18 protein-coding genes are annotated in these 20,522 nt (G+C 54.6%); 8 read left to right on the forward strand and 10 right to left on the reverse strand.

The genetic code is table 11. The annotated features are described in order from the left end of the window. Positions 1 to 2 precede the first annotated feature (2 nt). Both KXR87_RS05540 and KXR87_RS05545 read left to right on the forward strand, forming a co-directional pair. Positions 3 to 323, forward strand: a complete 321-nt coding sequence (locus KXR87_RS05540; RefSeq protein WP_437431266.1) for a heavy metal-binding domain-containing protein — start codon at positions 3 to 5, stop codon at positions 321 to 323. Next, complete coding sequence (locus KXR87_RS05545) at positions 323 to 1,153, forward strand: N-acetylmuramoyl-L-alanine amidase (protein ID WP_437431267.1); 831 nt, start codon at positions 323 to 325, stop codon at positions 1,151 to 1,153. The genes KXR87_RS05540 and KXR87_RS05545 overlap by 1 nt, the downstream gene beginning before the upstream one ends. A gap of 3 nt (positions 1,154 to 1,156) precedes the next feature. On the opposite strand, the gene KXR87_RS05550 is transcribed toward KXR87_RS05545, so the two are convergent. From KXR87_RS05550 to poxB, 4 genes are all read right to left on the reverse strand, one after another. Continuing rightward, complete coding sequence (locus KXR87_RS05550) at positions 1,157 to 2,164, reverse strand: NAD-dependent epimerase/dehydratase family protein (protein ID WP_437431268.1); 1,008 nt, start codon at positions 2,162 to 2,164, stop codon at positions 1,157 to 1,159. A 96-nt stretch (positions 2,165 to 2,260) separates the two neighbouring features. Beyond that, positions 2,261 to 3,697: a DUF2867 domain-containing protein gene (locus KXR87_RS05555; RefSeq protein ID WP_437431269.1), complete on the reverse strand. Its 1,437-nt coding sequence runs from the start codon at positions 3,695 to 3,697 to the stop codon at positions 2,261 to 2,263. A 10-nt stretch (positions 3,698 to 3,707) separates the two neighbouring features. Beyond that, positions 3,708 to 4,709, reverse strand: coding sequence for a low-specificity L-threonine aldolase (gene ltaE, locus KXR87_RS05560; protein WP_437431270.1), 1,002 nt, complete (start codon positions 4,707 to 4,709; stop codon positions 3,708 to 3,710). 153 nt (positions 4,710 to 4,862) lie between these two features. Then, complete coding sequence (gene poxB, locus KXR87_RS05565; protein ID WP_437431271.1) at positions 4,863 to 6,581, reverse strand: ubiquinone-dependent pyruvate dehydrogenase; 1,719 nt, start codon at positions 6,579 to 6,581, stop codon at positions 4,863 to 4,865. A gap of 151 nt (positions 6,582 to 6,732) precedes the next feature. Between poxB and KXR87_RS05570 the strand changes: the two genes are divergently transcribed. Continuing rightward, positions 6,733 to 7,161, forward strand: a complete 429-nt coding sequence (locus tag KXR87_RS05570; protein ID WP_437431272.1) for a DoxX family protein — start codon at positions 6,733 to 6,735, stop codon at positions 7,159 to 7,161. A gap of 46 nt (positions 7,162 to 7,207) precedes the next feature. Here the strand turns inward: KXR87_RS05570 and hcr are convergent, their stop codons facing one another. Together hcr and hcp are read right to left on the reverse strand one after the other, a co-directional pair. Then, positions 7,208 to 8,176 (reverse strand): NADH oxidoreductase, encoded by a 969-nt coding sequence (hcr, locus tag KXR87_RS05575; RefSeq protein WP_437431273.1) that lies wholly within the window; start codon positions 8,174 to 8,176, stop codon positions 7,208 to 7,210. A 10-nt stretch (positions 8,177 to 8,186) separates the two neighbouring features. Next, positions 8,187 to 9,839 carry a hydroxylamine reductase gene (gene hcp, locus KXR87_RS05580; RefSeq protein WP_437431274.1) on the reverse strand — a complete coding sequence of 551 codons (1,653 nt, stop codon included), beginning with the start codon at positions 9,837 to 9,839 and terminating at the stop codon, positions 8,187 to 8,189. Between the two features lie 235 nt (positions 9,840 to 10,074). Here hcp and KXR87_RS05585 point away from each other — a divergent pair, with 235 nt between their 5' ends. Beyond that, on the forward strand, positions 10,075 to 11,733 hold the full coding sequence (locus KXR87_RS05585) for an ATP-dependent endonuclease (protein WP_437431275.1): 1,659 nt from the start codon (positions 10,075 to 10,077) through the stop codon (positions 11,731 to 11,733). On the opposite strand, the gene KXR87_RS05590 is transcribed toward KXR87_RS05585, so the two are convergent. Then, the gene (locus KXR87_RS05590; protein WP_437431276.1) at positions 11,730 to 12,686 is read right to left on the reverse strand and encodes a VirK/YbjX family protein; all 957 of its coding nucleotides are present in this window, start codon (positions 12,684 to 12,686) and stop codon (positions 11,730 to 11,732) included. The genes KXR87_RS05585 and KXR87_RS05590 overlap by 4 nt on opposite strands. Positions 12,687 to 12,845: 159 nt before the next feature. Between KXR87_RS05590 and macA the strand changes: the two genes are divergently transcribed. Both macA and macB read left to right on the forward strand, forming a co-directional pair. Further along, on the forward strand, positions 12,846 to 13,961 hold the full coding sequence (gene macA / locus KXR87_RS05595) for a macrolide transporter subunit MacA (RefSeq protein ID WP_437431277.1): 1,116 nt from the start codon (positions 12,846 to 12,848) through the stop codon (positions 13,959 to 13,961). Beyond that, entirely contained in the window at positions 13,958 to 15,901 is a 1,944-nt protein-coding gene (macB, locus tag KXR87_RS05600; protein WP_437431278.1) for a macrolide ABC transporter ATP-binding protein/permease MacB, read from the forward strand. The genes macA and macB overlap by 4 nt, the downstream gene beginning before the upstream one ends. Positions 15,902 to 15,977: 76 nt before the next feature. Here the strand turns inward: macB and cspD are convergent, their stop codons facing one another. Next, complete coding sequence (gene cspD / locus KXR87_RS05605; RefSeq protein WP_437431279.1) at positions 15,978 to 16,199, reverse strand: cold shock-like protein CspD; 222 nt, start codon at positions 16,197 to 16,199, stop codon at positions 15,978 to 15,980. 327 nt (positions 16,200 to 16,526) lie between these two features. Here cspD and clpS point away from each other — a divergent pair, with 327 nt between their 5' ends. Both clpS and clpA read left to right on the forward strand, forming a co-directional pair. Next, positions 16,527 to 16,847 (forward strand): ATP-dependent Clp protease adapter ClpS, encoded by a 321-nt coding sequence (clpS, locus tag KXR87_RS05610; RefSeq protein ID WP_437431280.1) that lies wholly within the window; start codon positions 16,527 to 16,529, stop codon positions 16,845 to 16,847. A gap of 29 nt (positions 16,848 to 16,876) precedes the next feature. Beyond that, positions 16,877 to 19,159: an ATP-dependent Clp protease ATP-binding subunit ClpA gene (clpA, locus tag KXR87_RS05615; protein ID WP_437431281.1), complete on the forward strand. Its 2,283-nt coding sequence runs from the start codon at positions 16,877 to 16,879 to the stop codon at positions 19,157 to 19,159. 144 nt (positions 19,160 to 19,303) lie between these two features. Here the strand turns inward: clpA and infA are convergent, their stop codons facing one another. Both infA and aat read right to left on the reverse strand, forming a co-directional pair. Further along, positions 19,304 to 19,522, reverse strand: coding sequence for a translation initiation factor IF-1 (gene infA, locus KXR87_RS05620; protein ID WP_002211347.1), 219 nt, complete (start codon positions 19,520 to 19,522; stop codon positions 19,304 to 19,306). Positions 19,523 to 19,804: 282 nt separating this feature from the next. Further along, a complete protein-coding gene (gene aat, locus KXR87_RS05625) occupies positions 19,805 to 20,506 on the reverse strand; it encodes a leucyl/phenylalanyl-tRNA--protein transferase (RefSeq protein WP_437431282.1) in 702 nt (233 codons plus the stop codon). Between the last annotated feature and the right edge of the window lie 16 nt (positions 20,507 to 20,522).

The following is a 20,522-nucleotide window of genomic DNA, read 5'->3' on the forward strand; positions in this document are numbered from 1 at the left end:
TGATGCAATTTTCAACTACCCCCACTCTGGAAGGACAACCGATCGTGGAATACTGTGGTGTTGTCACCGGCGAGGCAATTCTGGGTGCCAATATCTTCCGCGATTTCTTTGCCGGTATACGCGACATCGTGGGCGGTCGTTCCGGCGCTTATGAAAAAGAGCTGCGTAAAGCGCGGGAAATCGCTTTTCGTGAACTGGCTGAGCAGGCCAAAGCGCTGGGTGCGAATGCCGTCGTGGGTATTGATATTGATTATGAGACGGTAGGTAAGGACAGCAGCATGCTGATGGTTAGCGTCAGCGGTACGGCGGTGAAAACACGCTAATGAAACGTTTTCTACCGCTGCTGTTACTTGCACTGCTGCTGTCTGGCTGTGCGGGCGAAAAAGGCATTGTTGAGAAGCAGGGGTATCAGCTTGATACCCGCCGTCAGGCGCAGGCCGCCTATCCACGGGTCAAGGTGCTGGTACTGCATTATACGGCAGATGATTTTGACGTCTCGCTGGCCACCTTAACCGACCGGCACGTCAGCGCTCATTATCTTATTCCTGCCCGTCCGCCGCTTTACGACGGTAAACCCCGCATATGGCAGCTTGTGCCGGAACACTCCCTGGCCTGGCATGCCGGTATCAGCTACTGGCGGAACGCGACTCGCCTCAACGATACGTCGATTGGCATTGAGCTTGAGAATCGTGGCTGGCGGAACGTGGCGGGTCGTAAGCAGTTTACCCCCTTCGAACCTGCACAAATTGCCGCGCTCATCCCGCTTGCTAAAGACATCATCAATAGTTACAACATACTTCCTCAGAATGTGGTGGCACACGCTGATGTCGCCCCCCAGCGAAAGGACGATCCCGGGCCACTTTTCCCCTGGCGGGAACTGGCGGCGCAAGGCATTGGCGCATGGCCGGACGCCACACGCGTTGCCTTTTATCTCAATGGGCGGGACCCTTACGACGCGGTGGATACCGCCTCACTACTCGATTTACTGGCGCGCTATGGCTATGAGGTAAAACCTGAGATGACGCCGGGGCAGCAGAAAAGGGTGATCATGGCCTTCCAGATGCATTTTCGCCCGACGCTGTGGAATGGCGTGGCGGATGCAGAAAGTCAGGCTATTGCGCAAGCATTGCTGGAGAAATACGGGCAGAGCTGAGGGTCAGATTTTACCGTGATCTTTTAACCATCGGGCCGTGCGCAGAATACCGTCATCAATAGTGACAACCGGCTGGTACCCCAGCTCTTTCTCCGCGCGGCTGATATCCAGCGTGAAATCGAAGTTGAGCTTGGAGACGCCATAGTGGGTAAAAGCCGGTTCTTTAGCGGCTTTGTTGCCAAAATGCTCCATGCTGCGCGCAACGACATCCAGCATGGCATAGGGGACTGAACGGATGCGGCAGTCCACCTCCAGCTCGTCAATCAACTTTTGCACAATGTTGCGTAATGGGCGCGGTTCGCCATTGGTGATGTTATAGGTACGCCCGGAGGGAAGCGTGTCGCAGGCTTCCTGACTGGCAAGCCACATAGCGTGCACAGCGTTTTCATAGTAGGTCATGTCGACCGTTGCCCGGCCTCCGCGCGGAAGCAACACGCTGCGGTAGTGGTGCATCATCTGCGCCAGTCGCGGGATGAGCACCTTATCATGCGGGCCAAACAAACTTTGCGGGCGCAACACGGTGAAGCGGGTATTGGGGTTAGCCTGCGCCAGCAGCTGAATCACATCCTCACTGGCTGCTTTACTGCGGGCAAATTCGTTGGCAAAGCGCGCCGGACGAAACTCTTCTTTAATAGCGTGATGATGGCGATAGTCAAAATAGAGTGAGGGTGAGGAGATGTGAATGAAATTACGCACACCCCAGGCGACGGCCCACTCGCCGAGGCGACGGGTGGCGCGAACGTTGGCCAGGTCAAACGCCGCCTGAGTGCCCCAGGGTGAGGTGAAGCTGGAACAGTGCCAGAGGGTATCCACACCCGCTAACATTGCTTTGGCCTGAGAGGAGACGAGTTCGGTCAGGTCGGCATGGATAAACTCCGCACCCATTTTTGTCAGCAGGGAGCCCATCGCCTTGTTGCGCCCGGTAGCCCTTACGCTGATGCCTTTTCGGCGTAAATATTCGACGGCATTGCGACCTAACCCGCTGGTTGCGCCTGTGACCAAAACCTTCATAGCAATCCACTATAGTGACCCGCATTCATTGCGTGCGCATTCTTCCGTGAAACAGGCCGGTATGCAATGGGAAACGTGAAAGAATAGGGTCCGGTTTCACTTTTTTTCTGAGTATTGTTCTGCTAAATGGGCAATACGCCGCGCCATCCCCCGAAAGATAAACAGATGAGCCGGGATCATCAGCAGCCAGTAGAGCAGGCCTGGCATGCCGTGCGGGTGCCACCAGGCCCGGACATCCAGCAAGCGGTAGGTTCCCATATCCGTCAGAGTAAAGCAGAGGCGACCCAGCCCCGGCGCTTTCATTCCGAACAGCAGGGCCAGTTGCTCCTGCGGTTCGGCAATGATGACCCGCCAACTATCAACCCGATCATCTACCTGCAGATAGTCGCGAGACGGACGACCTTTATCCAGCCGGTGTCCGATAAGCCTGTCGAGTAGCGCCCGGATCTGCCAGAGCGCGTTGCCATAAAAATACCCTTCCTTGCCGCCTATCTGGTTGATGACGTCCCAGAGCGCACGACATGAGGCCGTTGTTTTAACCCTGTACCCCGCCTGTTTCGGAAAGTAGCCATACTGAGGTCGCCAGCGGGCAAACGCCTGTGGCGAATAACCCCAGTCGCCGGAGTGAGCCAGACGTGCTTCATCCTGTAATGTTCGCGTTACCGCCTCACGAAAGGGGATGAGCACCTGTGGGATCAGCGCACGCAGGGCCCTGTCATCGGCAAGCAAATCGTGTTTAAGCCCCTGAATAAGGCTGCGGGCGATGGTGGGCGGGACGGAGGTGATGACCTGTAAAAACCAGACGGAGATAAGGCGGGTGGGCAGCGGGATCGCCACAAGCGGGCAATGCACGCCGCTTGCCGCCATAAACTGTTCAAACTGCTGCTGATAACTGAGCACTTCAGGCCCGGCCGCCTCATAGACCTGGTGATGAGTGAACCTGTGGTGACGCAGCTCCAGCAAGTAGTGGAGCAGGTTCTCCAGCGCGACAGGAGTGGTGCGGGAGCGAACCCAGCGCGGTGGGGTGAGTATGGGAAGGTTGTAAACCATATCCCGCATGACCTCAAACGCCGCCGAGCCCGCGCCGACAATAATTCCGGCACGTAGTTCGATGACGGGTACGCCCGCATCACGAAGCAGGTCGCCTGTGAGCTGACGGGCCCTGAGATGGTGAGATTCACTGGTTTCCTTTGCCTGCAGCGAGCTCAGGAAGATGACCTGGCCTACGGGCACCTCCCGCAAAGCGTCACGTACATTAAGGGCGATTTGCCTCTCCTGGGCGACCAGATCGCCGGTTTCACCCATGCTGTGAACCAGGTAATAGAGCGTGCCGACATCCCTGAGCAGGGAGGGGAGATCGTCCGGCCAGCTGAGATCAATCTCGTGGCAGCTTACCCCCGGCAACGGCTGTTTTCGCAGTCGAGAGAGCTGGCGGGCCGCTGCCCGTACCTCATGACCCTGCTGGCTCAGTGCCTGAATCAGATGCTGACCAATGTAGCCGCTGGCCCCGAGCACCAGGATAGGTTGTGGCACGCCCGGCTCCTTAGCGCTGCAGGAACGCCTGCCAGTGACGAACGACTCCGGCAAGCTGCTCACGGTTGACGTCAAGGTGTATGACCAGGCGGACAACTGGCGAGGCGTTGATGAGCACACCACGCTCATGCATAAACGCGCCCAGCCCGGCAGCATGCTCCTCTCCCACGCGCACAAACAACATGTTGGTATCGTGGCGCATAACATCGGCACCACTCTCCCGCAACTGAGCGGCCATCCAGGCGGCATTGTCGTGATCGTCTTTCAGACGCTGAACGTTATTCCTGAGGGCATAGAGGCCAGCCGCGGCAAGGATACCGGCCTGGCGCATACCGCCACCGGTCATTTTACGCCAGCGAGTGGCGCGTTTAATGTAGTCGCTACTGCCCACCAGCAGTGAGCCCACCGGCGCGCCTAACCCTTTGGAGAGACAAATGGTGAACGAGTCACAGAATTGGGTGATCTCACGCAGTTCACAGCCATACTCGACCACGGCATTAAAAATGCGTGCGCCGTCTACATGTAAAGCCAGACCCTTCGCTCGGGTAAACTCCCACGCCTGCTGAAGATAGTCACGGGGCAGGACTTTGCCATTATGGGTGTTTTCAAGACTCAATAATCTGGTGCGGGCAAAGTGGATATCGTCGGCTTTGATTTTAGCGGCGACCTTGTCCAGCGGCAGACTGCCGTCTGCGGCAGCGTCAATCGGCTGCGGCTGAATACTGCCGAGCACCGCTGCACCGCCAGCTTCATACAGATAATTATGGGCACCCTGACCAACGATATACTCGTCGCCACGTTCGCAGTGGCTCAGCAACGCCACCAGGTTCGCCTGGGTGCCTGTCGGCAGGAAGAGAGCGGCCTCTTTACCGCTGAGTTCGGCGGCAAAGCGCTGCAGTTCGTTAACGGTCGGATCATCCCCATAGACGTCATCTCCGACCGGGGCCGTCAGCATCTGGTCAAGCATGGCACGGCTGGGGCGGGTGACGGTATCGCTGCGTAAATCAATCATGGCATTTCCTTATATACACTCCATCCTTCACGCTGTCGGGGCAACGGGCACGCCCCGCCCCCCGTCGCACAGGTCTCTGTGCTGCCGGGGGGGGCGGGCTTGCTGCCTTGATGCAACACGATTGATGTTGTGTATGAACTGAAAAGGCTATTTTTACCTGAGCCAGTTCGTTTTTGCCAGTTCGACAACTTCGTCGCCGCGCCCGCTGATGATGGCGCGCAGCATATACAAACTGAATCCCTTCGCCTGTTCCAGTTTGATTTGCGGCGGGATCGCCAGTTCATCTTTCGCCACCACCACGTCAACCAGTACCGGCCCGTCAATGGAGAAGGCCTGCTGCAACGCGGCGTCCACATCGGCAGATTTTTCCACACGAATCCCGGTAATACCGCAGGCTTCGGCGATGCGGGCGAAGTTCGTGTCATTCAGGTCTGTTCCATCGGTGAGATAGCCGCCAGCCTTCATCTCCATCGCAACGAACCCCAATACACTGTTGTTAAAGACGATGATTTTCACCGGCAGCTTCATTTGCACCACGGAGAGAAAATCACCCATCAGCATACTGAATCCGCCATCGCCACACATTGCCACGACCTGGCGGTCGGGGGCCGTCGCTTTTGCGCCCAGCGCCTGCGGCATGGCGTTTGCCATTGAGCCGTGGTTAAAGGAGCCCAGCAGACGTCGTTTGCCGTTCATCTTAAGATAGCGTGCGGCCCAGACGGTCGGCGTTCCTACGTCGCAGGTAAAAATGGCATCGTCACTGGCATAGTGGCTGATTTGCTGAGCCAGATATTGCGGATGCACGGCCTTGTCGCTGGGTTTGGCCAGATCGTCCAGCCCTTTACGGGCATCGCGATAATGCTCCAGTGCTTTGTCGAGAAAACGACGGTCGGTTTTCTCCTCCAGCAAAGGTAACAGAGCCGTTAATGTCGCATTGATATCTCCCACCAGCGCCATGTCCACCTTGCTATGTGCGCCAATGCTGGCTGGGTTGATATCTATCTGAATGATTTTGGCATCCGTCGGGTAGAAAGCGCGGTAGGGGAACTGCGTGCCCAGCAGGATGAGGGTGTCGGCGTTCATCATGGTATGGAACCCTGACGAGAACCCAATAAGCCCGGTCATGCCCACATCATAGGGGTTATCATATTCCACATGCTCTTTGCCGCGCATGGCATGGACTATCGGCGCTTTCAGTTTAGCGGCGAATTCAATCAGGGCGCTATGCGCTCCGGCGCAGCCGCTGCCGCACATCAGGGCAATATTGCTGGAGTAGCGCAGCAGTTGCGCCAGTTTTTTTAACTCTTCCGCGGCAGGTGTTACCACGGGCTGAGGAGCAGGATACCAGTGACTGCTGGCGGTTTCAGGAGCCGGTTTCAGTGCCACGTCGCCGGGCAGAACAATCACTGCCACGCCACGCTTGAGGATAGCGGTACGCAGGGCGATTGCCAGCACTTGTGGGATCTGTTCAGGCGAAGAGACGAGCTCGCAGTAGTGGCTACATTCACGGAACAGCTCCTGCGGGTGAGTTTCCTGGAAATAACCGCTGCCAATCTCGCTGGAGGGGATATGAGCGGCAATGGCCAGCACCGGGACGTGATTACGGTGGCAATCAAAGAGACCATTGATCAAATGCAGATTGCCCGGACCGCAGGAACCGGCACACACCGCCAGCTCACCAGTGAGTTGAGCCTCCGCCCCTGCGGCAAAGGCGGCAACTTCTTCGTGACGCGTTGGCATCCAGTCGATGGTTCCCATACGGTTAAGACTATCACTTAAGCCATTCAGAGAATCCCCGGTTACACCCCAGATGCGTTTGATTCCAACCTGTTCCAGTGTCTTAGCAATATAAGCGGCCACTGTCTGTTTCATCGTATGACTCCATATAAGTATGTCGTCTACAAGCGTAGTCCATGAAATGTCATTAATTTTGCGTAAATTGCCCCTGATTACATAGGGCTTTATTTCTGTTGAGATTAGGCATAATCTGCATAAAGTTGAATAAAAATAGGAATCATTTCAAATGGTTAAATCATTGTTAGATTCAGTTAATAAGATGTTAGCTCATGAGGATTTTGGTCGTTTACTGCTGCGGCTCGCGGTGGGCGGACTAATGTTTTTTCACGGTTTCCATAAGCTGATGGACGGCACCGATGGCATCGCGGGTATGCTGGTGGCAAAAGGGTTACCGGGGTTTATCGCTTACGGCGTGCTGGTCGGTGAAGTGGTTGCCCCTATCCTGATTGTCATTGGCGTCTTTACCCGTCCGGCGGCACTGGTGCTGGCCTTTACGATGGTCGTTGCCTGGTTGATGGTCGGTATCGGAAAAACCGGCGCGCTGGATGCAACCGGGGCATGGGCTATCGAAAGCCTGGTCTACTTCTTTATTGGTGGGCTGGCCGTCGCGTTTCTCGGGGCAGGTCGTTACTCACTTATCCCCGCGTTGAGGTAAAAAAAAGCCTTCCCGCAAGGGAAGGCTTTGCGTTATTCAGTTCCGTTTACGCCAGGACTAAATCACTTTGTGGATGGCATGAGCAGGCCAGCACATAACCTTCACTTATCTCCTGCGGAGTCAGCGTCATCGTGCTGTTGACGCTGTATTTCCCGGAAATAACCTGCGTTTTGCAGGAGCCGCAGACGCCCGCACGGCAGGCTGCATTCACCGGCACCTGGTTGCTTTCAAAGGCCTCAAGCAGTGTAGTCCCCACCGGTGCAAAGAACGCTTTTGCCGGCTGGAGTTTGGTAAACTTCAACCCGCTGGTGGCTGCTTCGGCAACAGGCGTAAAGAATTTCTCATGAAAGAACCGGGTAACGCCCAGTGCCTTCACATCTTTTTCCACCTGGTCCATATAAGGGGCGGGGCCACAGGTCATGACGGTTCGCGAGGCGATATCGGGAACCCGGCGCAAAATATCCTGCGTTAAGCGTCCTGCGAGGAAACCGTCGGTGGCGTTATGTTCCGCTACCAGCGTGACCGGATAATTCTTCCACTCGTCGGCAAAAATTACATCCTGCGGCGATCGGACGCTAAAAATAACCTGCACATCCGCCTGCGGGCGATAGGCTGCCAGCCAGCGGCGCATTGACATGACCGGTGTCACCCCACAGCCTGCCGCCAGCAACAGCAGCTTGTCGTTGGCCTCATTATCACAGGTAAAATCACCCTGTGCGTCAGAGAGCCACAGATAGTCGCCGCGTTTCACATCGCGCGTCAGCCAGGAGGAGCCGGTACCGTTATCCAGACGACGGATGGTCAGCGTAATGTATTCGCTCACCCCCGGCGTCGAGGAGAGGGTATAAGCACGTAGCTGCTCTGCACTGTTGCGGATACTGACCAACGCATACTGACCGGCGCGGTAAGGGTAATAATCATGGCATAACAGCGACAGCGTCCAGACATCCGGCGTCTCCTGCTGGATGTGGTGAACCTGCATACGCCACGGGCACTGCGGGGTTGGCATTGTCATGGGTTACTCCTTACGCACCTAACATCTGCTGTAAATCCTGCTCGACGGTGGTGATGGCACGCAGACCGAATTTTTCGTTCAGTACCGCCAACAGGTCAGGCGTCAGGAAGCCTGGCGCAGTCGGGCCGGTGACGATGTTGGTAACACCCAGCGACAGCAGCGTCAGCAGGATAACGATAGCTTTCTGCTCGAACCAGGAGAGCACCAGTGAGAGCGGCAGGTCATTCACGCCACAACCGAGTTTTTCGGCCAGCGTCACCGCCAGGATAATGGCAGAGTAAGCATCGTTACACTGACCGGCATCGACCAGACGCGGCAGCCCTTCAATGTTGCCGAAGTCCAGTTTATTAAAGCGATATTTGCCACACGCCAGGGTCAGAATCAGACAGTCGTCCGGCACGCTGGTGGCAAAATCAGTAAAATAGTTACGTTCACCGCGGGCCCCGTCGCAGCCGCCCACGAGGAAGATGTGACGCAGTTTTTCGCGGCTGACGAGATCAATCAGCGTATCAGCGGCCCCCAGCAGTGTCTGACGCCCGAAACCAACGGTAATCAGATGCTCAATTTCACTGTACGGGAAGCCAGCCAGCTGCTGCGCCTGCTCAATCACGCGGGTGAAGTCGTCACCTTCCAGGTGGTTAACGCCTGGCCAGCCGACAATGCTGCGAGTCCAGATGCGTTCATCATAAGCGCCGACGGTCGGGTCGATGATGCAGTTCGAGGTCATCACAATGGGACCCGGGAAGCGGGCAAATTCAACCTGCTGGTTCTGCCAGCCGCTGCCGTAGTTACCCACCAGATGTTTGTATTTACGCAGTTCCGGATAACCGTGCGCAGGCAGCATCTCACCGTGGGTATAGACGTTAACGCCGGTACCTTCGGTTTGTTGCAGCAGATTATGCAGATCTTTCAGATCATGGCCGGAAATCAGAATGCATTTACCAGCAACGGCCTTCACGTTGACCTGTGTTGGGGTCGGATGCCCGTAGGCGGTCGTTTCGCCCGCATCCAGAATGCTCATGACCCTGAAGTTCATCTGACCAATTTCCATTGAGCAGTCGAGCAGCGCATTCATATCCGCAGGCCAGGTACCCAGCCACGCCATAATCTTGTGGTACTGAGCGTAGATCTCATTGTCGTACTGACCGAGCACGTGCGCGTGCTCCATATAGGCGGCAGCCCCTTTCAGGCCATAGAGGCAGAGAAGTCGCAGGCCGAGAATGTTTTCACCAATAACCGCTTTATCAATATTCGGCGTAAACGCAGCGGCCTGGCGCTGAAGATCGCCAAGGTCGTCGCTCAGCAGTTGCAGGTCTGCCATTGGATTTTCGACGGTAGCGGCAGGATCAATGCTCAGGCACTGCGCTTTTAAGGCTTCACGGTAGGCAATGGCTTCACGCGCGTAACCGACAATTCGCACGGAGTCGAAGTTGACGTTGGTCAGGGTAGAGAAGAAGGCGCGAGGTGCGAAATTATCGATCTCATGAACGATAATGCCGTATTCACGCGCTTTGCTGGCCCAGGCAGACAGCCCCTGAAGTGCGGCGATCAGCAGATCCTGCAGGTCCGATGTTTCGGCCGTTTTGCCGCACATACCCTGCGCGTAAGCGCAGCCATCGCCCGCCGGGGTACGGATGGTTTGTTCACATTGCACACAAAACATAGTCACACCTTATAAGTTTTAAAGTTATATTTAAAATACATGTTTAAGATTAAGCGGGTGTGGTGAGGCTTAAAAGGGGTTTTTTACGCAATATGCACATAGATTGATTTAGCGCAATTTTGACAGCGTCAGCTGGTTTTGCCCCTTCGCAGGGGGAAATGCTGTTTTTACTCAGAGATCTCGCCGCTATACTCAGGGTAACGTTATGGAAAATGGAATGTTTCCCGGAGGGGTTATGATCCTTGAACGCGTCGAAATTGCAGGGTTTCGTGGCATTAATCGGCTCTCGTTGATGCTTGAGCAAAACAATGTGCTTATCGGTGAGAATGCGTGGGGTAAATCGAGTTTGCTGGATGCGTTAACCTTACTGCTGGCCCCGGCTCCCGAGCTTTACCATTTTGTTCGCGACGATTTTTGGTTTCCCCCTGGCGATATTCATGGTAGGGAGCATCATCTGCACATTATTCTCACCTTCCGTGAATCGGTGCCCGGTCGCCATCGGGTTCGACGTTATCGCCCTCTGGAAGCATGTTGGATGGCGAGTAGCGACGGATACCATCGTCTGTTTTACCGACTGGAGGGGGAGCTCGCAGAAGAGGGCAGCGTCATGACGCTCCGCACTTTTCTTGACGCCGAGGGAAATCCATTGCCCCTCACGGATATTGACGCTCTGGCCCATCATCTGATCCGCCTCATGCCCGTTTTGCGGCTGCGGGATGCGCGCTTTATGCGCCGCCTTCACGCTGGAGAAGAGGCCGGGGTGCCGGAAACTGACGCCACCGCGCGTCAGCTTGACCTTCTCTCACATGAGCTGCTCTCCCAACCGCAAAATCTTTCTGATGCGCAAATTCGTCATGGTTTATCTGCGATGGTCCAACTGCTTGAACACTACTTTGCTGAACAGGGAAGCGGGCCCACGGCCCAGCGGCTGATGCGTCGGCGCTCTCATGATGAACAGCGCAGCTGGCGTTATCTTGATGTCATAAACCGGGTCATCGACAGACCCGGTGGCCGAATGTATCGCGTCATTTTACTGGGCTTTTTTGCCACCCTGTTGCGGGCTAAAGGGAATGTCCGCCTGGACAGGGACGCCCGACCACTGCTGCTGGTGGAAGATCCTGAGACCCGGTTGCATCCGATTATGCTCTCTGTCGCCTGGCATCTCCTCAATTTACTGCCCCTGCAGAAAATCACGACCACCAACTCAGGTGAACTGCTTTCCCTTACGCCGGTCGAGCAGGTATGCAGGCTGGTTCGGGAATCATCACGCGTCGCGGCCTGGCGATTAGGGCCGGGAGGGATGAATGCCGAAGAAGGGAGGCGCATTGCTTTCCATATTCGTTTTAATCGAGCTTCCTCCCTGTTTGCCCGCTGCTGGCTGCTGGTTGAAGGGGAGACGGAAACCTGGGTCATCAATGAATTTGCGCGTCAGTGTGGTCATCATTTCGATGCTGAAGGGGTAAAGGTCATTGAATTTGCGCAGTCAGGTCTGAAGCCGCTCATCAAGTTTGCCCGCAGAATGGGCATCCAGTGGCATGTGCTGGTCGACGGTGATGAGGCGGGTAAAAAATACGCCGCCACGGTTCGTGGCCTGCTGAATGAGGATCGTGACCCACTGCGCGATCACCTCACCCAACTTCCGGCGCTGGACATGGAACACTTCATGTACCGGGAAGGCTTTGCTGATGTCTATCACCGCGTTGCGCAGTTGCCTGATAACGTGCCAATGAACATGCGGCGCATTATCACCAAAGCTATCCACCGCTCTTCAAAACCGGAACTGGCTATTGAGGTGGCGATGGAAGCAGGCCGGCGAGGGGTAGAGGCGGTGCCGTACCTGCTGCGTAAAATGTTTTCGCGCGTGCTGTGGCTGGCGCGAGGGCGGGCTGATTAAGTGCGTAGCGTCCGGGTCACCTGGGCCTGCAGAGCATCCAGCAGTTCGTAACGACGGCGATACTCGGAACGTTTTTTACTGGCTATCTCTTCCATTGGTTTGCGAACAATGGTGGATGGCAGCAGAAAAGCGCCGTCAGCATGTTGCTCGCCTGCAAGCGACAGCCAGAAGCTGTCGTAGTCGGCAAACAGTTTCCCCTGTTTTTTCTTGCGATAACGCAAACTCTTATAAATATGGGTGGTATTGCTCACCGCGACGATTTGCTCCATCTCCATAAAGGCGGCAATCCCGGTGCAGGCCTCCAGCAGCAAACGTTTAGGAAACAGGCCGTGGCACGCTTTGGTGGCAAACTGAATCGCATCGTGCGCAACATTGGCTTTTGCCCCTTGTAACCCGCCAATAAACAGTGTGCGTTTACCCTGATATTCACAAAGCGCGAAGGTCATCTCCGCAAGGGTGGTCTGCTGCGCGTCGCAGAAGACAAGCGTTGCCTCGCCTTCTTTATCCAGATTCGCGTCGGCCACAAGTCGGATGGTATAACGCTCTTCGTTTTTTCCGCTAAGCTCAGCCAGGGTAATGCCCTGCGATGTAAAATAGTTCATGCGCACCGGCGCTGAGAGATGCGCGGAAAAGGCCTGATAATGAAAGGATAAGGCCTCCAGCGTGCGCTTTTTGTCCATGACAAGTGAGAGCCACGGGCGATGAAGACGGCAGGGGAGTCCGGGTTGAGCATGCAGCATAGGCAGTAGATCCGGGTGTTTTGCCAGACCGGACAGCAATGACGCAGTGCTGACCGGCATGAGCAGGGATCGCAGCACAAATTTTCGCCGGTAGGCCGGGTTTTGCCAGGCTCGTCCGGGTCTCAGTTCACCGGTCGCGAGCGCACGGAAGAGCTGCCAGCCTGTCCGGATAACAGGCGCGTCAGAGGAAGGAATATCAGCAAGAATGGACATGAAATAACCTGGTCTTAGGGATGATGAGGGTATTGGAACAAGCACACCTTCAACGCCAGATAAATGAGAGCGGGCAGAAATGAAAAGATTACGTTTCGTTAAGACAGCGTTTAGTTATTATTGGCACAAATAGCGTTAATAAAGACATTAGGAATTTTTATGAATTTGAAGGGAAAACGCAAAAAGCGCTGGCTGGTGTTGGGGCTGGTGGTGGTGGTGGCGGCATTCTGGCTGTGGGGTCAGCTCAACACGCCAGTACCTGAGTACCAGACACTGATTGTCCGCCCTGGTGAGCTGTCACAAAGCGTGCTGGCGACAGGCAAACTTGATGCGGTGCGGAAGGTGGATGTCGGGGCGCAGGTCAGTGGGCAGTTAAAAACCTTGTCCGTCAGCATCGGTGATAAGGTGAAAAAAGATCAACTGCTCGGCGTGATTGATCCCGAACAGGCGCAAAACCAGATTAAGGAAGTGAACGCGACGCTCATGGAGCTGCGTGCCCAGCGTCGTCAGGCAGAGGCTGAACGTAAGCTGGCGAGCGTGACCCTGGGGCGCCAGCAGCAGCTGGTGAAAAATAATCTCGTGTCACGTCAGGACCTCGACAGTGCTGTTACCGAGCTTGCGGTAAAAGAGGCGCAGATTGGCACTATCGATGCGCAAATTCAGCGAAATCAGGCCACCCTCGATACGGCGAAAGCCAATCTTGAATATACCCGCATCGTTGCTCCGATGGCGGGTGAAGTAACAGAGATAACCACCCTTCAGGGCCAGACGGTGATTGCCGCCCAGCAGGCGCCCAATATCCTGACGCTGGCGGATATGTCTACCATGCTTGTGAAGGCCCAGGTCTCAGAAGCTGACATTATCCACCTTAAACCTGGCCAGAAGGCATGGTTTACGGTATTAGGCGACCCGCAAACGCGCTATGAAGGTAAGTTGAAAGATATTCTGCCAACCCCTACCAAAGTGAATGACGCCATTTTCTACCATGCCCGCTTTGAAGTGCCCAACCCTCAGGGCGTGCTGCGTCTGGAGATGACGGCACAGGTGCATATCCAGCTTAACGGCGTGAAGAATGTACTGACGGTTCCGCTTGCGTCGCTGGGCGAGCCGGTAGGGGATAACCGTTACAAAGTGAAGCTGCTGCGTAACGGCGAAGTAAAAGAGCGTGAAATTACACTCGGCATGCGTAATGACACTGATGCTGAGGTGACGAAAGGTCTGGAGGCGGGTGATGAAGTGATCATCACGACGACCACCCCCGGAGCGCCTCAATGACGGTACTGCTGGAACTGAATAATATTCGCCGCAGTTATCCTTCCGGTGACGGGCAGGTTGAGGTACTTAAGGGCATTTCGTTAGCCATTCATGCAGGTGAGATGGTTGCGATTGTCGGGGCGTCAGGCTCAGGCAAATCAACGCTGATGAATATACTCGGTTGCCTTGATAAGCCCACCAGTGGCACCTATCGTGTGGCGGGCACGGACGTGTCGACGCTGGACAGTGATGCGCTGGCGCGCCTGCGCCGTGAGCACTTCGGTTTTATTTTTCAACGCTATCATCTGCTGTCGCATCTGACGGCGGCCCAGAACGTCGAGGTTCCTGCGGTCTATGCAGGCGTTGAGCGCAAAGCACGCCTCGCCCGCGCCAGAGAACTTCTGGGGCGGCTTGGCTTAAGTGAGCGGGAAGGCTACTCACCCTCTCAGCTATCCGGTGGACAACAACAGCGTGTCAGTATCGCCCGGGCGCTGATGAACGGAGGGCAGGTTATTCTTGCCGATGAGCCCACCGGCGCGCTGGACAGCCATTCCGGCGAAGAGGTGATGGCTATCCTTCATCAACTGCGCGAACGCGGGCATACGGTCATTATCGTCACGCACGATCCTGAAGTCGCGGCCCAGGCACAGCGGGTTATTGAAATTCGTGACGGCGAAATTCTGACGAACCCGCCCTCTGTGGTGCCTTCTTCCACGGGGCAACCCATCGCGACGGCGGAAACGCCTGCTGGTGTACGGCACTTCTCCGGTCGTTTTCAGGAAGCGCTGATGATGGCGTGGCGCGCGATGGCGGCCAATAAAATGCGCACGCTGTTGACCATGCTTGGGATAATCATCGGCATCGCGTCGGTGGTTTCTATTGTGGTGGTAGGCGATGCGGCCAAACAGCTGGTACTGGCGGATATCCGCGCCATCGGCACTAATACGATAGATATCTACCCTGGCAAAGATTTTGGCGACGACGATCCGCAGTATCAGCAGGCGCTGAAATATGACGATCTGCTGGCCATTCAAAAGCAGCCGTGGGTACGCTCGGCAACCCCTGCCATCTCGCAGAATCTGCGACTTCGTAATGGCAATATCGATGTTGCGGCAAGTGCAAACGGGGTGAGCAGCCAGTATTTCAATGTCTATGGCATGACCTTCAGTGAGGGCAGTACATTCAATGAGGAGCAGCAAAACGGGAGAGCACAGGTGGTGGTGCTCGATAACAATACCCGGCGTCAGCTGTTTCCGAATAAAGCGAAGGTGACGGGTGAAATTATTCTGGTAGGCAATATGCCTGCCACCGTCATCGGCGTGGCGCAGGAGAAGCAGTCGATGTTTGGCAGCAGTAAGATCCTCCGGGTGTGGATGCCGTACTCTACGCTTTCAGCCCGCGTGCTGGGTCAGTCCTGGCTTAATTCCATTACCGTTCGCGTCAATGAGGGTTATGGCAGTGGTCAGGCCGAACAACAGCTGGAGCGCTTACTGACCTTACGCCACGGGAAGAAAGATTTCTTTACCTGGAATATGGATGGGGTGTTGAAAACGGCAGAAAAGACCACACGTACTCTTCAGCTCTTTTTAACGCTGGTTGCGGTTATCTCCCTGCTGGTCGGGGGCATTGGCGTAATGAATATTATGCTGGTGTCAGTGACTGAACGAACAAGGGAGATAGGCATCCGAATGGCCGTTGGCGCGCGGGCAAGCGATGTACTGGCGCAATTCCTTATCGAAGCCGTACTGGTCTGCCTGGTGGGCGGTGCATTGGGTGTGGCTTTGTCGATGGCAATTGCCTTTACGCTGCAACTTTTCCTGCCCGGCTGGGAAATTGGTTTTTCTCCCGTTGCGCTGATTACCGCTTTTCTCTGCTCAACATTTACCGGTGTGCTGTTTGGCTGGTTGCCGGCTCGCAGCGCGGCACGTCTCGATCCTGTTGATGCCCTGGCGAGGGAGTGAATAAAAAGTTAATAAAAATGCCAGTCAACGGGACTGGCATTTTAACTGCAGGATGTACACAATGAAGGAAGTGGCGTCAGGCGACGGCTTCCATCTCCAGAGGCACGATAAGGCTGGCATGATTGCCTTTAGGGCCCTGATGCACATCAAACCGGACGGTTTGCCCGGCTTTTAGCGTTCTGTAACCATCCATCTGGATGGTGGAATAATGCGCGAAGATATCTTCGCCGCCGCCTTCGGGGCAAATGAAACCAAACCCTTTGGCATTGTTGAACCACTTAACAGTACCCGTTTCCATGCTTCGACATCCTTCGTAAATCTTATTTAAGTAAGATGGAATGAACCGGTGGCAGAGCGTGGGGTTGTTCAAAACCTCGCCAACTCTCGACTGTACAATTTAGAGAAATCAGGCATCGCGTCAAGCGTTTGGCAGGGGTTCTTAGAGGTCTATCAGTCAAAAATTTGAAGCAGTTAACGCTATTGGAAAGGTTTGTGACAGCCGTCGCGGATAGCAATGATAGATGATAGTTATCTAACACCTGATGTAGATTTAAGATACATCTTGAATCATGTAATCGGTCGATTGAACGTCGCCGGAACCTGTAACCTAAGATGAAAACTGACGATGGGCAAAAGCAATAGTTGGCTGGATTTTGACCACCTGGCGGATGAGAAACTGCGTGACGCGCTAAAACCGCCATCAATGTATAAAGTTATGTTAATGAACGATGATTACACGCCGATGGAATTTGTTATTGACGTGCTACAAAAGTTCTTTTCTTATGATGTTGAACGTGCAACGCAACTGATGCTCACTGTGCACTATCGTGGAAAGGCCATTTGTGGGATTTTCACCGCCGAAGTCGCAGAAACCAAAGTGTCTATGGTGAACGATTACGCCCGGGAGAACGAGCATCCGTTGCTTTGTACGCTGGAAAAAGCCTGAATGCAGGCGTGAAATTGGGGGAGGTGCCAATGCTCAATCAAGAACTGGAACTCAGTTTAAACATGGCTTTCGCCAGAGCGCGTGAGCACCGACATGAGTTTATGACCGTCGAACATCTGTTACTGGCATTGCTCAGTAACCCCTCGGCCCGCGAAGCGCTGGAAGCGTGTTCTGTGGATCTGGTGGCGTTGCGACAGGAACTCGAAGCCTTCATCGAACAAACCACACCCGTCCTGCCGATGAGTGAAGAGGAGCGCGACACTCAGCCGACGCTCAGCTTCCAGCGTGTTCTTCAGCGCGCGGTGTTTCACGTTCAGTCCTCCGGACGTAGCGAAGTCTCCGGGGCGAACGTGCTGGTTGCAATATTCAGCGAGCAGGAGTCGCAAGCGGCTTATCTGCTACGCAAACATGAAGTGAGCCGCCTTGATGTGGTGAACTTTATCTCCCACGGCACCCGTAAAGACGAGCCGGGACAGTCTTCTCCCGATTCTGGCAATCAGGCCAATAACAATGAAGAGCAAGCAGGCGGGGAGGAACGTATGGAAAACTTCACCACCAACCTTAATCAGCTTGCTCGCGTCGGCGGTATTGATCCGCTTATTGGTCGCGGTAAAGAGCTTGAGCGCGCTGTACAGGTGCTTTGCCGTCGTCGCAAAAACAACCCGCTGCTGGTGGGTGAGTCCGGCGTAGGTAAAACAGCTATCGCCGAAGGACTCGCCTGGCGAATTGTGCAGGGCGATGTGCCGGAAATTATGGCCGACTGCACTATTTACTCCCTGGACATTGGTTCACTGCTGGCCGGAACAAAATACCGTGGTGATTTTGAAAAACGCTTTAAAGCGCTTTTGAAACAGCTGGAGCAGGATACTAATAGCATTCTGTTCATTGATGAGATCCACACCATTATCGGTGCGGGTGCTGCGTCAGGCGGGCAGGTTGATGCTGCCAATCTGATTAAGCCATTGCTGTCGAGTGGCAAGATCCGCGTGATGGGTTCAACGACCTATCAGGAGTTCAGCAATATCTTCGAGAAGGATCGTGCGCTGGCGCGTCGTTTCCAGAAAATTGATATCACCGAGCCTTCTGTTGAAGAGACCGTACAGATTATCAATGGCCTGAAACCGAAGTACGAAGCTCACCATGACGTGCGTTATACCGCGAAAGCGGTGCGTGCAGCAGTGGAGCTGGCGGTGAAATACATCAACGATCGTCATTTGCCGGATAAAGCCATTGATGTGATTGATGAGGCAGGTGCGCGCGCGCGTTTAATGCCGGTCAGTAAACGCAAGAAAACCATCAACGTGGCGGATATCGAATCGGTTGTTGCACGTATTGCGCGTATTCCTGAGAAGAGCGTGTCGCAAAGCGATCGCGACACCCTGAAAAGTCTTGGCGAGCGTCTGAAAATGCTGGTCTTCGGCCAGGACAAAGCCATTGAGGCGTTAACCGAAGCCATTAAGATGAGCCGCGCTGGCCTTGGACAGGATCATAAACCGGTGGGGTCTTTCCTGTTTGCAGGGCCGACGGGTGTCGGTAAGACCGAAGTGACGGTACAGCTCTCTAAAGCATTAGGCATTGAGCTGCTGCGTTTTGATATGTCCGAGTATATGGAACGTCATACCGTTAGCCGCTTAATCGGTGCGCCTCCGGGATATGTTGGTTTCGATCAGGGCGGTTTACTGACCGACGCGGTGATAAAACACCCGCACGCAGTACTGCTGCTGGACGAAATTGAAAAAGCGCACCCGGATGTCTTCAACCTCTTACTGCAGGTGATGGACAACGGCACCCTGACCGATAACAACGGGCGTAAAGCGGACTTCCGCAACGTGGTGCTGGTGATGACCACCAATGCTGGCGTGCGTGAAACCGAGCGTAAATCTATTGGTCTTATCCATCAGGACAACAGTACCGATGCGATGGAAGAGATCAAAAAAATCTTTACGCCGGAGTTCCGCAACCGTCTGGATAACATTATCTGGTTTGATCACCTCTCCACCGAGGTTATTCATCAGGTAGTCGACAAGTTTATTGTCGAACTCCAGGTGCAACTGGATCAAAAAGGTGTCTCGCTGGAAGTGAGTCAGGACGCGCGTGACTGGCTGGCAGAAAAAGGCTATGACCGTGCGATGGGGGCTCGTCCGATGACCCGCGTTATTCAGGACAACCTGAAAAAACCACTGGCCAACGAACTGCTGTTCGGTTCGTTAGTTGATGGTGGACAGGTAACGGTAACCCTGGATAAAGAGAAAAATGAGCTGCAGTATGGTTTCCAGAGTGCGCAGAAGCACAAACCGGAAACCGCGCATTAAGCGCGCCTTTAATAACAAAAACCGGACAGTGGTCCGGTTTTTTTATGCCTGACTAGCGCGGTCAGCACCCCGATGCAGAACGACAAAAGCCGGACAAAAGTCCGGCTTTCAGAATTTCGCACGCGGCGTTGTGGCTAACTGTGATTAACGGCTACGGAAGACAATGCGGCCTTTGCTCAGGTCGTACGGGGTCAGCTCAACAGTCACTTTATCGCCCGTCAGAATGCGGATGTAGTTTTTACGCATTTTACCGGAGATATGCGCAGTGACCACGTGACCGTTTTCAAGTTCTACGCGGAACATAGTATTAGGCAACGTATCCAGAACGGTGCCTTGCATTTCGATATTGTCTTCTTTGGCCATCTAATCCTCGGGGGTATCACTACCATATTTTTTTGAACCGGCAAGATAATGCCCAAGTTCGTCTGTTAAGTAAAGATTTGTGCTGATAAAACGCAGCAAACGGCTTTTGCGCATTACCCTCATGCCACAATCAGGACGCGCGTCACGCGCATCATAAAGGGGAGCGATAAAGAAGAAGGAGGGCGTCCCTGATACGTGCTTCCCTGAATGGCGGGTAACAGGCAGAAGCTGCTCTGAGCGACCATTATAACACCCTGATAAAAAATGTGCCGAAAACATTCATCAGGTTGCTAAAAACAGTTCCCTTGGTACCCAAAAATGGGAAGGTAAGCGCTGTTGCCGTGTCTGACCAAGACGTTCAAGATACTCGCGGCGCGGAATTTCAACGGCGCCCAACGAGGCGGTGTGAGAGTTCAGAACCTGACAGTCAATCAGCTGCCCACCAGCCTCGGCAAAAGCATGGCAAAAAAGCATTAACGCGGTTTTTGAAGCATTTATGCGACGGCTGAACATGGACTCGCCGCAAAACAGCGCCCCCTGCGAAACCCCATACATGCCACCCACGAGCGCACCCTCTTCCCAGACTTCAATGGAATGCGCGTGCCCAAGTTCATGTAAACGATGATAGGCGAGCACGATGTCAGGGGTTATCCAGGTGCCCTCATTACGATCTTCTGCACATCCATCAAGCACCTGCCCGAAAGCATGATTGAGCGTGACGCGATAGGGGGTCGTTTTATGGAAGCGTTTCATACTGCGGCTGACATGAAAGTTTTCTGGCCAAAGCACCGCGCGTGGGTCCGGAGACCACCAGAGAATAGGATCCCCTGGTGAAAACCAGGGGAAGATGCCACGCTGATAGGCCATTAAAAGCCGGGCCGGACTGAGGTCGCCACCTAAAGCCAGCAACCCGTTTGGTTCACGCAACGCCGCCTCCGGCGAGGGAAAAGCAATGGTGTGACGAGAAAGCTGAACCAGGCGCATGACTGCAATGCTCCAC

Origin of the sequence: Yokenella regensburgei (genome assembly GCF_051486985.1) — a bacterium.
GTDB lineage: Bacteria > Pseudomonadota > Gammaproteobacteria > Enterobacterales > Enterobacteriaceae > CBFFRJ01.